This window comes from Aeromicrobium sp., assembly GCF_047607065.1.
Taxonomy (GTDB): Bacteria; Actinomycetota; Actinomycetes; order Propionibacteriales; family Nocardioidaceae; genus Aeromicrobium.
Genome location: NZ_JASGDU010000061.1, coordinates 1 through 12782, shown reverse-complemented (window position 1 = coordinate 12782; position 12782 = coordinate 1). Strand labels below are relative to the sequence as shown.

10 protein-coding genes are annotated in these 12782 nt (G+C 69.4%); all 10 read left to right on the top strand.

Annotated elements, in window-relative coordinates; genetic code table 11:
- Window positions 1-30: 30 nt before the first annotated feature.
- Window positions 31-1110: an FAD-dependent monooxygenase gene (locus QM597_RS10375; protein WP_415004813.1), complete on the top strand. Its 1080-nt coding sequence runs from the start codon at window positions 31-33 to the stop codon at window positions 1108-1110.
- A 77-nt stretch (window positions 1111-1187) separates the two neighbouring features.
- Window positions 1188-1646: an FMN-binding protein gene (locus tag QM597_RS10370; protein WP_415004812.1), complete on the top strand. Its 459-nt coding sequence runs from the start codon at window positions 1188-1190 to the stop codon at window positions 1644-1646.
- The gene (locus tag QM597_RS10365; protein WP_415004827.1) at window positions 1639-2487 is read left to right on the top strand and encodes an FAD:protein FMN transferase; all 849 of its coding nucleotides are present in this window, start codon (window positions 1639-1641) and stop codon (window positions 2485-2487) included. The genes QM597_RS10370 and QM597_RS10365 overlap by 8 nt, the downstream gene beginning before the upstream one ends.
- Window positions 2487-4043, top strand: coding sequence for an FAD-dependent oxidoreductase (locus QM597_RS10360; protein ID WP_415004811.1), 1557 nt, complete (start codon window positions 2487-2489; stop codon window positions 4041-4043). The genes QM597_RS10365 and QM597_RS10360 overlap by 1 nt, the downstream gene beginning before the upstream one ends.
- A gap of 264 nt (window positions 4044-4307) precedes the next feature.
- A complete protein-coding gene (locus QM597_RS10355; RefSeq protein WP_415004810.1) occupies window positions 4308-5591 on the top strand; it encodes an ATP-binding protein in 1284 nt (427 codons plus the stop codon).
- A 28-nt stretch (window positions 5592-5619) separates the two neighbouring features.
- The gene (locus tag QM597_RS10350; RefSeq protein WP_415004809.1) at window positions 5620-6849 is read left to right on the top strand and encodes a glycosyltransferase family 4 protein; all 1230 of its coding nucleotides are present in this window, start codon (window positions 5620-5622) and stop codon (window positions 6847-6849) included.
- Window positions 6836-7549 carry a class I SAM-dependent methyltransferase gene (locus tag QM597_RS10345; RefSeq protein WP_415004808.1) on the top strand — a complete coding sequence of 238 codons (714 nt, stop codon included), beginning with the start codon at window positions 6836-6838 and terminating at the stop codon, window positions 7547-7549. The genes QM597_RS10350 and QM597_RS10345 overlap by 14 nt, the downstream gene beginning before the upstream one ends.
- Window positions 7546-8520, top strand: coding sequence for a prenyltransferase (locus QM597_RS10340; RefSeq protein WP_415004807.1), 975 nt, complete (start codon window positions 7546-7548; stop codon window positions 8518-8520). The genes QM597_RS10345 and QM597_RS10340 overlap by 4 nt, the downstream gene beginning before the upstream one ends.
- Before the next feature lie 55 nt (window positions 8521-8575).
- Window positions 8576-9211, top strand: coding sequence for a class I SAM-dependent methyltransferase (locus tag QM597_RS10335; protein ID WP_415004806.1), 636 nt, complete (start codon window positions 8576-8578; stop codon window positions 9209-9211).
- Window positions 9212-9429: 218 nt separating this feature from the next.
- The coding region (locus QM597_RS10330) for an Ig-like domain-containing protein (RefSeq protein WP_415004805.1) at window positions 9430-12782 on the top strand (3353 nt) is incomplete at its 3' end.

Below are 12782 nucleotides of genomic sequence, written 5' to 3'. Positions count from 1 at the left end.
GTGCGTGGGTGGGAAGGTAGCGTCGGGTAGGTGAGCGAACGGGTGGTCGTCGTGGGAGCCGGTTTGGCGGGGCTGGCCTTCGCCATTGCCGCCCGCCGCGCCGGCCTCGACCTGGAGGTGCGCGACGAACGCCCGAGCCTCGGCGGCGGGGCTGCCCTGACGATCTGGCCCAATGCGCTCGCCGTCCTGGACGCCCTCGGTCTCGGCGATGCCGTGCGCGACCTCGGGGAGCCGGTGGCGGCCGGGGTCATCCGTCGCGCCGACGGGTCGCTGATCCGGCGCATCGATCCGGTCGCCGCCGTGCGGGCGCTGGGCGAGCCGGCGCGTGCGGTGGATCGCGGCGAACTCCAGGCGCTCCTCGCCGAGCATGCCGGGCCGGTGCTGCTGGGGGCCGGGGTCGGCGACCCGTCCGAGCTGGATGCCGACGTGGTCGTGGGTGCCGACGGATTCCGGTCGGTCGTAGCGCGTCACCTCGACCCGGGCCTGGCCGAGCGGCCGGCGGGGTATGCGGCCTGGCGGGGTGTCGCGCCGCTGCCCATCGACGTCACCTCGGCGGGCCTGGTGTGGGGGCGGGGCGCGGAGGCGGGGCTGCTGCCGCTGCGCGGCGGCCGGACCTACTGGTTCGCCACGCGCGCCGACGGCGGGGACCTGGAGCCGCAGGCCTGGCCCGATCCGCTGCCGGACCTCATCGCGGCCACACCCGAGGCGACGGTGCTGCGCCACGAGATGATCGACCGCGATCAGCCGCGCCGCTGGCACGACGACCGCCATGTCGTGATCGGCGACGCCGCCCACGCGATGCAGCCGGGCCTCGGCCAGGGCGGGTGCCTGGCCATCGAGGATGCCGTCGTGCTGGCCCGGCTGTGCGCCGAGCGCGGGCCGGGCCGCGCGACCTTCGCGGAGTTCGAGCGGCGTAGGCGTCCGCGCGTGACGGCGGCCCTGCGCACGGCGCGCGCCTCCGGGCGGACGCTGCACGGCCCGTGCGCCCGGATGGCCGCCACCGTCGCCCGGCGGGTCCCCGAGCCGCTGGCGTTGCGTTTCCTCGCCCGCTTCGCGAGTCGTGCCTCCGGTGTCCGTGCCCTGTCTGTCGGGGCTGTGGACATGCTGTGAGGTGGGTGCGGCGGGATTGTCCACGGTTCCCGTACCGTTGAGATATTGACCGTTCCACGACCGATCCGGAGCCTCCCGTGACCCCACTTCCGCCGTCCGCCCGGCATCGCCTCGCGCTCTCGGCGGCCTCGGCTTCCGCCCTGCTCGCGCTCGTTGCCTGCGGGGCCGAGGAGTCCACTTCGGCCTCCGATCAGACCACGACCGCCACGACCAGCACCGATACGGCGGCGTCGGCCGCCTACACGCCCGGCGACTACACCGCGACCGGCTCGTACACGACCCCCGGCGGGCGGCAGAGCGTCGAGGTCGAGGTGACACTGGAGGCCGACGGCACGATCACCGACGTCACCGTGATCCCGCTGGCCGACGGCGGCAACTCCGAGCAGTTCCAGACGAAGTTCGCCGGAGGCATCGCCGCCGAGGTCGTCGGCACGAAGATCGACGATCTCTCGGTCTCGAAGGTCTCCGGCTCCTCGCTGACCAGCGGCGGCTTCAACGCCGCCATCGAAGAGATCAAGGACGAGGCCGCTGCCTGAGACGTGGCGGTTCGACGCCATCGGCACGACCTGGGCCGTCGACACCGCCGACCCCCTCACCCCGGATGAGTGCCGGGCGGTCGCCGACCTCATCGAGGAGGCCGACCGCACCTGGTCGCGCTTCCGCGAGGACGGTGCCGTGGCGCGGTTGCGCACCGGGCAGGGCGTCGATCTCGGCGCGGACGCGGCCGACCTGCTCGACCTCTATGACCGGCTGGACGCCGCCACCGACGGGGCGGTCAACCCGCTGGTCGGCGGCAGTCTCGAAACGCTCGGCTACGACGCGGCCTACTCGCTGCGGCCGCACGGCCGGCCCGAACCCGCGCCCCGATGGGCTGCGGCTGAGTGGGACGGCTCCCGGTTGCGGGTCCCGGCGGGGGCGGTGCTCGATGTCGGCGCGGCCGGAAAAGGCTGGCTCGCCGACCGGGTGGCCGACCTCCTGGCCGCCCGCGGACACGCCCCCACGGTGGACGCGAGCGGTGACATCGCGCATCGTGGACCCATGCCCCTGCGCATCGCCCTCGAACACCCCGGCGACCCGACCCTCGCTGTCGGGGTCGTCACGCTGCCCTCCGGCCGCGCCCTGTGCGGCTCGGCGGTCAACCGGCGTGCCTGGGGCGACGGCCTGCACCACGTGCTCGACGCCCGCACCGGAGCGCCCGCGCGCGGAGTCGTCGCGGCCTGGGCCGTCGCCGACTCCGCAGCCGTGGCCGACGGCTGCGCGACCGCCCTGTTCTTCACCCCGCCCGAACGGCTCGCCGAGTTCGGCATCGACGCGGTGTGGATCGACGCCGACGGCCTGCATTCGACCCCCGGCTGCCCCGTCGAGGTGTTCGCCTGATGTGGCTGACCCGCCTGCGAGGCCTGCTCGGCCGCGTGACGATGTACCGCGTCGTCTCGCTGGTTCTGCTCGCGCTCGTCCTCGTCGCACTGGTGCAGGCGGCAACCTCCCGCCTCGATCCGTCGATCTTCTCGATCCGGGCCATGACTGCGACCCTGGCCGTGCTGCTGGCGACGTCGGTCATCACCAGTCACCTGCTCGCCCTGACCGTCCAGCGCCGCCCGCACACCGAGTCGGCGGTCATCACGGCGCTGCTGTTGTGGTTCCTCTATTGGCCCACGACCGATGTCATCGAGCTGGGCTGGCTGACGCTGGCGGCCTTTCTCGCCCAGGCCTCCAAGTACGCGCTCGCCTGGCGCGGCCGGCATGTCTTCAATCCTGCGGCCGCCGGGGTGGCACTGCTGGTCGTGATCGGCGCGCTGGTGGGTGACCGCGCGGGGACCCCGCCGCCGATGACGACCTGGTGGGTCGCCAGCGAGGCGATGCTGCCGTACGTCGCCGCCGGGGCGCTGCTCGTGCTCTACCGCACCGGCCGCTGGGCACCTGCGGTGGCCTTCACGTCCGCTGCGGCCCTGCTGACCTACACCGGCGCACTCGTGTTCGCCGCGAGCCGCAGCGCGGCGCTGGAGTACACCGCCTTCTCCACGCCCATCGTCTTCTTCGCCGGTTTCATGCTCAGCGAGCCGTTGACGCAGCCGCCGCGCCGCCGCCAGCAGGTCGCCCTGGCCCTGGTGGCCGCTGCGGTGTTCGCCTGGCCGTTGTGCCAGCTGCGGTTCCTCGACACGCCTGTTGGCCTCGGCCCGTTCGAGGGGACCTTCGAGCTGGCACTGCTCGTCGTCAACCTCGTCGCCTTCGGCTTCGGCCAGCGCGGCGGGATCGTGCTGTGCGCGACCGGAACGCGGCGGCTGGGCGGTGACGTCTACGAGTTCGCGTTCACCCCTCGGCGGCCGCTGCGGTTCCAGGCGGGGCAATACCTCGAACTGCAGATCTCGCACTTCGCCGATATCCGCGGGGTGCGCCGGCTGTTCACCATCGTGTCGGTGCCGGGCGGAGACGAGGTGCGGCTGGCGACGCGCATCCCGGAGGACTGCTCCAGCTTCAAGCGGCTGCTCGCCGGCCTTGAACCGGGCGCGGAGGTGTTCGCCACCGGAATCCAGGGCGATTTCGTGTGGCCCGCCGGCGACGAACCGCTGCTGCTGGTGGCCGGTGGCATCGGCGTGACGCCCTTCCTCAGCCAGTTGCGCTCCGCGCCGGGCCGTGATGCCGTGCTGGTCTACGGGGCGGCCTCCGGTTCCGACCTGCCCTATCGGGCCGAACTCGCCGAGAGCGGGGTGCCGGTTGTCCTCGTGTGCCCGGACTCGCCGGGGGAGCTGCCGCCGGGCTGGACCCACGTGCGCGCGAGCGCCGTCACCGGCGACCTCGTGCGGGCGGCGGTCGCCGACCACGCCCGCCGCCGTGCCTTCGTGTCGGGGCCGTCGGTCATGGTCCAGGCTGTCGCCGCCGACCTGCGACGCAGCGTCCTGCGCGTCCACACCGACCACTTCACCGGCTACTGAGTCCCGCGAATCGGCAGAACCCGGTCATTGAGGTGCGCGGAGCGGACCCTGAGGTGCGAGGCCGCTTGCGGCCGAGCCTCGAAGGGTGCGACGAGCCTCGAAATGACCTACCGAGGCGGGCTTCGAGGCTCGCTCGTTCCTCGCTCGCGCCTCAGCCAGCGGACCTATCTGCGCACCTTCTGAGTTCCGCGAATCGGCAAGTTTGGTCCCGCGAATCGGCGGATTCAGTTCCGCGAATCGGCAAGTTGGCGATAGGGCGACCCTATGGGCGAGATGATCGGGCGGCACGTCGCGGAGGTGGCCGGGGAACTGCTCGGCCACTTTCCTGCGGTGGTGATCGAGGGTGCGCGACAGGTCGGGAAGAGCACGCTCGCCACCCGGATCGCCGCGCAGGACGCTGTGGTCCGCAATCTCGACCACGATCATGTGCTGGCCGCCGCGCAGGCCGACCCCGCTGGCTTCCTGGCCGAGGCGGGAGACCGGCAACTGGTGATCGACGAGATTCAGCGGTTCCCCGAACTCACCCTCGCGGTGAAAGCGGCGATTGACGCCGACCGGAGGCCGGGGCACTTCATCCTCACCGGTTCGTCGAGCCTGTTGCGGGTCCGGGGAACGGCCGACAGTCTCGCGGGGCGTGTCGCGCGGCTGCATTTGTACGGTCTGAGCCAGGGGGAGATCTCAGGGCGACGCGACGACTTCGCGAGCGCTCTGGTCGAGAACGCCGCGTCGCTGACGGGGTTCGCCACCACGATGACCCGCGCTGACTACGCCGGATTGCTCGCGGCCGGTGCCTACCCCGAGGCCCGACGCCTCTCAGACCGCGTGCGCGAGCGGTGGATCGAGTCGTACCTGCAGGGCCTCGTCGGGCGCGATGTCGCGGAACTGCGGCGTGAAGTCCGTTCCCCGCGTCTCATGGCGGTGCTGCGCACGCTCGCCGGACGGCAGTCCGCAGAACTGGTCAAGGCCCAACTCGCCGAGGAGACCGGCGTCCCGCCGAGGACGATCACCGGCTATCTCGATCTTCTCCACGACGTGTGGCTTGTCGCGAGCATTCCGCCGTGGACGCCGAATCTCGCCAAGCGCGAGATCGGCCGGCCGAAGACGATGGTGGTGGACTCCGCGCTGGCGATGTGGCTTGCGCGGGTGACGCCCGGCCAGTTGACGCGCCTGGAGCGCGGGGAGGCGTTCGGCGCGATGCTGGAGGCCTTCGTCGCGGCCGAACTGCTGCGCCAGCGCACCTGGTCGCAGCGCCGGTTCGACCTCTTCCACTATCGGGACCGTGACGGCGACGAAGTCGATCTCGTCCTCGAACTCGGTGACGGCTCGGTGATCGGCGTCGAAGTGAAATCGGCGATGTCGTTCACCGCGAAGCAGTTCAAGGGACTCGCGCGCCTCCGCGACCGGCTCGGCGACCGTTTCGTCGCGGGAGTCGTGCTCAACACCGGCCAGGAGGGCTACCGCTATGCCGACCGTCTCTACGGCGCGCCCATCTCCGCGCTGTGGGAGGGGGGCGTGGTCCCCCGTCCTGACGCCGCAGGCCCACCGTGACACCATTGGTGGCGACGTCGGAGGTGGAATGCGCATCGCACTGCTGTCGTATCGCAGCAAAGAGCACAGCGGCGGTCAAGGGGTCTACGTCCGACACCTGAGCCGCGGCTTGGCAGAACTCGGCCACGAGGTGACCGTGTTCTCCGGCCAGCCGTACCCTTCGATGCTCGACCCGCGGGCCCGCCTGGAGAAGGTGCCGAGCCTCGACCTGTACCGCGAGCCGGACCCCTTCCGCACCCCGAAACTGCGCGAGTTCCGGGGGCCGGTCGACGTGCTCGAATATCTCATCATGGTCACGGCGGGCTTCCCGGAGCCGCTGACGTTCAGCCTGCGCGTCGCCCGCGACCGCCGTCTCGACGGCTTCGATGTCGTCCACGACAACCAGTGCCTCGGCTACGGCCTGCTCTGGCTCCAGCGCCGCTTGCCGCTCGTGGCGACCGTGCACCACCCGATCAGTAAGGACCGCCGCCTCGACATCGCCGCCGCGTCCTGGCGCAAGCAGTGGAGCGTGCGCCGCTGGTACGGCTTCGTGCGCATGCAGGCCCGCGTGGCCCGCCGCATCCCCACGCTGCTGACCGTCTCCAGTACGTCGGCTGCCGACACCATCGCCGACTTCGGCATCGACCCCGACCAGATGACCGTCATTCCGCTCGGCGTCGACACCGACGTCTTCCGCCCGCGCGGCGAGCGCGTGCCGGGCCGGGTCGTCGCGGTCGCCAGCGCGGACTCCCCGCTCAAGGGGGTTGCGCACCTGCTGGAGGCGGTCGCCAAGCTGCGGGTCGAGCACCCGCATGTCGAGCTGCATCTCGTCTCGGCCATCGATCCCCAGAGCGCCACCGCCCGCCGCATCGAGGAGCTCGGCCTGAGTGACGCGATCACCCTGTACCGGGGGGTCAGCGACGAGGAGTTGGGCGAGCTGCTGGCGTCGGCGGAGGTCATGGCCGTCCCGTCGCTCTACGAGGGGTTCAGCCTGCCGACGGTCGAGGCGCTCGCCTGCGGCACGCCCGTCGTGGCCAGCCGGGCCGGGGCGATCCCGGAGGTCGTCGGCGACGCGGCCCGCCTGGTCACGCCCGGCGACGTCGGCGAGCTGACCACCGCGCTCAGCGAGCTGCTGTCCGATCCGGCTGAGCGGGAACGTCTCGGCCGGGCCGGGCGCGAGCGCGCCGAGGAACGCTACAGCTGGATCTCCGTGGCGCGCGCCACGGTCGAGTCCTACGCATCCGCCATCGAGAGAAGGATCACCCGTGCTGACCGTTGATTTCGACCGACTCCGCGTCGGCCGCGGCACCCGTTTCATCGACGTGGGTGCAGGCGGAGGCCGTCACTCCTTCGAGGCGCTGCGCCGTGGTGCCGACGTCACCGCCTTCGACCTCGACGAGGTCGAGTTGAAGGGTGTCGCCGACATGTTCGCCGCGATGAAACTCGAAGGCGAGGTGCCGCCCGGCGGTGACGGCCGCGTCGAGGTCGGCACGATCCTCGACATGCCCTACGAGGACGGCAGTTTCGACGTCGTGCTCGCCTCGGAGATCCTGGAGCACGTGCCCGAGGACGTCCGGGCGATCCGCGAGCTGGTCCGCATCCTCGCGCCGGGCGGCATGCTCGCGGTGACCGTCCCGCGCTGGCTGCCCGAGCGCATCTGCTGGGCGCTGTCGGACGAGTATCACGCCAATGAGGGCGGGCACATCCGCATTTACACCGCCGATGAGTTGCAGGACAAAGTCGAGTTGGCGGGCCTGACCTTCCTGCACAAACACCACGCGCACGCACTGCACTCGCCCTACTGGTGGATCAAGTGCGCGGTCGGTGTCGAGAAGGACCAGCACCCGGCGGTCAAGGCCTACCACCAGCTGCTCGTGTGGGACATGATGAGCAAGCCCGTCGTCACGCAGCTGGCGGAGAAGGCGCTCAACCCCTTGGTCGGCAAGAGCGTCGCGCTGTACTTCACCAAGCCGTGGTGACGCCCGAGCAGATCGCTCAGACCGCCGACTGGATTGCGGCGCAGGCCGAGCCGAGCGGGGCGATCCCGTGGTTTGCGGGCGGCCATCTCGACCCGTGGGATCATGTGCAGGCCGCGATGGGCCTGCTCGTCGCGGGTCGCCGCGACGAGGCCGAGCGGGCGTATGCGTGGTCGCGTGCGGCGCAGCGTCCGGACGGCTCCTGGGCGGCGAGGTACGAGCAGGGGGTCGTCACCGACGACCGCCTCGACGCCAACTTCACCGCCTACATCGCCGTCGGCCTGTGGCATCACTGGCTGGTGACCGGGGACGCGGCGTTCGTAGGTGAGAACTGGCCCGTGGTCGAGGCGGCGGTCGAGGCGGCGCGGGCCACCCAGCGCGCCGACGGGGCGTTCGCCTGGCGCCCCGACGAGCCGATCGCTCTGGTCACCGGCACCGCGAGCATTGCCTTCTCGCTGCGCTGTGCGGCTCGGCTCGGCGGTGTCGTGGGTGCGGACCGACCCGCGTGGGCGGAAGCCGCCGACGCGGCCGTGCAGGCGCTGCGCCGTCCCGAGATTTTCGAGGCCAAGCCGCACTCGATGGACTGGTACTACCCGCTGCTCGGCGGCCAGCTTCCCGCCGACGAGGCCGAGCGGCGACTCGCCGAGCAGTGGGACACCTTCGTGGTGCCCGGCCTCGGCGTGCGCTGTGTGACCCCGAACCCGTGGGTGACCGGCGCGGAGACCTGCGAGTTCGTGCTCGCCCTGGATGCCTACGGCCGCCGTGACGACGCGCTGCGGATCTTCGCCGACATGCAGCACCTGCGCGACGCCGACGGCTCGTACTGGACCGGCTTCGAGTTCGAGACGAAGGAGCGCTGGCCGGTCGAGCGCACCACCTGGACCGCCGCCACCGTCCTGCTCGCCCACGACGCCCTGCACGGGCTGACGGGCGGCAGCGGGTTGTTTCGACTATCCCCGCCCTTCGGTCCCTGAGGTGTGAGGGCGCCCCGCGCCCGAGCCTCGAAGGGACACCAACCGAGGAGACCCCATGACCTTCCCGCCCGCACCTCTCCCCGCCGACCTGGCGGCGCTGGCCGATGCGGTCAAGGGCTTCCTGCCCGCTGACGAGGCCGACGCGCTGCGGGCCGTGGTCGCCGCGCACCTCACCGAGGGCGGGGTCGCCGTCGAGATCGGCACCTACTGCGGCAAGTCCGCTATGCACCTCGGGTACGTGGCCAAGCAGGCGGGTGCGACGCTGGTGACCGTCGACCACCACCGGGGTTCGGAGGAACAGCAGGTCGGCTGGGAGTACCACGACCCCGAACTGGTCGATCCGCTCGCGGGCGTGATGGACACCCTGCCGTTCGCCCGTCGGGCGCTGTTCGCTGCGGGTTTGGAGGACGTGGTGGTGCCCGTCGTGGGGCGGTCCACCACCGTCGCGGCGTTCTGGTCGATGCCGCTCGACGCGGTGTTCATCGACGGCGGGCACACCGAGGAGGCCGCGCAGAACGACTACGCGGGCTGGGCACCGCATGTGCGCGTCGGCGGCGTGCTGGTGATCCACGACGTCTTCCCCGACCCGGCCGACGGCGGTCAGGCGCCCTTCCACGTCTACGAGCGCGCCCTTGCCGACGGCTTCACCGAGGTCCTGCACGCCGGGAGTCTGCGCGCCTTGCGCCGATAGGCGCACCCGACCGTAGCTCATTTCGAGGCTTCGCTCGTTCCTCGCTCCGCACCTCAATGAGCGGAGACGTGCCCGGTTCCTGAGGTGCTGCGACGAAGGAGCAGCCTCGAAGGGCGAAGGGACCTACCGACGTCATCGGCTGCCCGGCCAGTGGGTGAACGCGAGGGTGAAAAAGCCTGAATTTTGCGGGGGGGGGCATTGCTGGCATCCTTCAATGTATGTCGCCTGTTTCTCGTTCTTTTCGTCGTTGCGCGCTGGGTCTGAGCGCCGTGCTGGCCGCTGGCACGATGGCGGTGTTGGGCACGGCGGCTCCCGCTACGGCAGCCGCCGATCCGGACCACGTGTGGCTGAGCGATATCGCCCTGTCATCGACGTCCAATGATGACGACCAGGTGGTCACGCTCACCTTCCCGAGTGGCGTGACGGGCACCATGACGACGACGTCGCATACGGGGACCTGTTATGTGGTGCGGCAGGCGTCGGGAGTCAATCTCTACACCCAGGCGAATGCCGCCGTCACGTACACGCCGACTCCGGTGTCCGAGACGAATCACATTCCGGGATTCGAGTGCTACGACGACGGCACCGATGGTTCTCGCGCGTTCGACGTGGCGTTGAGCAAGCCGGTTCAGGGTCTGATTTTCCATGTGCTGAACCAGGACGGGTCGCAGTTCGTCTTTGGTGGTGGTGCGCAGATCACCCAGTTGAGCGGGAACTCGGTGATGACGTCGGACTCGACCACCACGAACCTCAACCCTGTGGGTCCCAACAAGGCCGGCTGCACATCGTCGACGGGCAGCAATGGCAATGGTCGTTGTGGGTCGTTCTTGGTGAGTCCGACGGATGCCGATCAGACGGGGGTGCAGAACTTTACGCTGACGGAGCAGATCAGTAACGCCACCAGGGACGGGTTGTACGCGACGTTTTCGTATCCGGGTGCGGAGTTGACGAAGGTGTTCTCGTCGTCTCGGGTGATTCCGGGTCAGGCGGTGGATTTGACGTTCACGGTGGCTAATCCGTCGGGTTCGGGTCGGGTTGATCTGGTGGGGATGGATTTCACGGACGCGCTGCAGTCGGGTCTGGTGGCGGCGAGTGATGAGGTGACGTTCACGGATTGTGGTGATAATGCGTCGAGCAATGTGACCGTGGGTGCGGGCACGCTGACGTTCCAGAATCTTGATGTGGATTTGGGTACGAATTGTGTGGTGACGGTGTCGGTGGTGGCGCAGGCTGCGGGGACGTACGCGAACACGAACGACAATCTGTCGTCGACGGTGGCGAATATTGTGCCGAGTGTGCCGACGGGGACGCAGTTGAGTGTGGTTGATCCGGTGGCGGTGGTCGATGACTCGGCGACGTTGCAGCCGGGTGAGGCGAGTGTGGCGGTGGATGTGCTGGCCAATGACGCCTCGGGGTTGCCGTCGGGTGTGACGTTGGACGCCACGTCGGTGAAGTTGGTGGATCCGGCCGACGGCCAGCCGAAGTCGTCGGTGACGACCGACGAGGGCACGTGGACGGTGGATGCGACGACGGGTGTGGTGACGTTCACTCCGGTCGAGGGGTTCACGGGTGAGACGACGCCGCTGGCGTATGTGGTGACCGGCAGTGACGGGTTGTTCTATTCGGCCGATGTCGTGGTGGATGTCGTGGGGTCGGTGACGCCCGACAGCGTGACCTTGACCCCCGACGAGTCGAGTGTGACGTTCCATCCGGGTGACAACGACTCTGTGGATGGTGTGACGCTTGATCCGACCAGTGTGCGGTTGGTGGACCCTGATACGGGTGATCTGGTTGACGAGTTGGTGGTCGACGGCGTGGGCACGTGGACGGTGGACACCGACACGGGTGAGGTGACGTTCACGCCGGAGGACGGTTTCGTGGGTGAGACGCCGTCGGTGTCGTATGTGATCGAGAGCGAGGACGGTACGGAGTCGTATACGTCGACGATGACCGTCGACGTGTGGGGCGAGGTCACCGATGATTCGGCGGTCCTGGAGCCGGATTCGGACAGTGTGACGGTGGACGTGCTGGCCAATGACACGGGCACGGGCACCACCTTGGATGCCACGACGGTGGGGTTGATCGACCCGGCCGACGGGACGGCGAAGCAATCGGTGACCACCGATGAGGGCACCTGGACGGTCGACGCAACCACCGGTGAGGTGACGTTCACCCCCGCCGAGGGTTTCGTGGGCGAGACCACGCCGCTGGCATATGTGGTGACCGATACCGACGGCGCGACCTACACCGCCGACATCGTGGTGGATGTGTGGGGTGCGGCCACGGCTGACGAGGCGTTGTTGTTCCCGGACGAGACCGACGTAACGGTCGATGTGCTGGCCAATGACAACTTCGGCGGCCGCACGGCCGACCCGACGAGCGTGCTCCTCGTCGACCCGGACACGGGCGATCTGGTGACCGAGGTGGTGATCTCGGGTGTCGGCACCTGGACGGTCGACACGACCACGGGTGAGGTGACATTCACGCGGGAGACCGGTTACACGGGTACGCCGCCGGCGGTCTCCTATGTGGTCGAGGCGTCAGACGGGACCGACACCGCCACCTACACCGCCGAAGTGACGGTCAAGGCACTCGGCGAGGCGACCGATGACACGGCCACGCTGGAGCCGGGTTCGGACAGTGTGACGGTGGACGTGCTGGCCAATGACACGGGCACGGGCACCACCTTGGATGCCACGACGGTGGAGCTGGTGGACCCTGCCGACGGGACGGCGAAGCAGTCGGTGACCACCGATGAGGGCACGTGGACGGTGGATGCGACCACGGGTGAGGTGACGTTCACCCCGGCTGACGGTTTCGTGGGTGAGACGACGCCGTTGTCGTACCTGGTGACCGGGGCCGACGGCACCACCTACACCGCTGACATCGTGGTGGAGGTGGTGGGTTCGGTGACGCCGGACAGCGTGACGTTGACGCCCGACGAGTCGAGTGTGACGTTCCATCCGGGCGACAACGACTCGGTGGACGGTGTGACGCTCGATCCGACGAGTGTGCGGTTGGTGGACCCCGATACGGGTGAACTGGTTGACGAGTTGGTGGTCGACGGCGTGGGCACCTGGACGGTGGACACCGACACGGGTGAGGTGACGTTCACGCCGGAGGACGGTTTCGTCGGCGAGACGCCGTCGGTGTCCTACGTCATTGAGAACGAGGACGGCACCGAGTCGTACACGTCGACGATGACCGTCGACGTGTGGGGCGAGGTCACCGATGACACGGCCACGGTGGATCCGGGTTCGGACAGTGTGGCGGTGGATGTGTTGGCGAATGACTCGGTGGATGGTGTGGTGTTGGATCCGTCGAGTGTGCGTCTGGTGGATCCGGATACGGGTGGTCTGGTTGATGAGGTGTTGGTTGATGGTGTGGGTACCTGGTCGGTGGATACGTCGACGGGTGTGGTGACGTTTACTCCGGTGGCGGGGTATGTGGGTGAGGTTCCGGCGATCTCGTATGTGGTTGATGGTGATGACGGCGTGACGTATACCGCTGAGGTGTCTGTTGAGGTGATCGGTGCGGTCACGGATGATGTTGTTTACACGGTGCCGGGTGG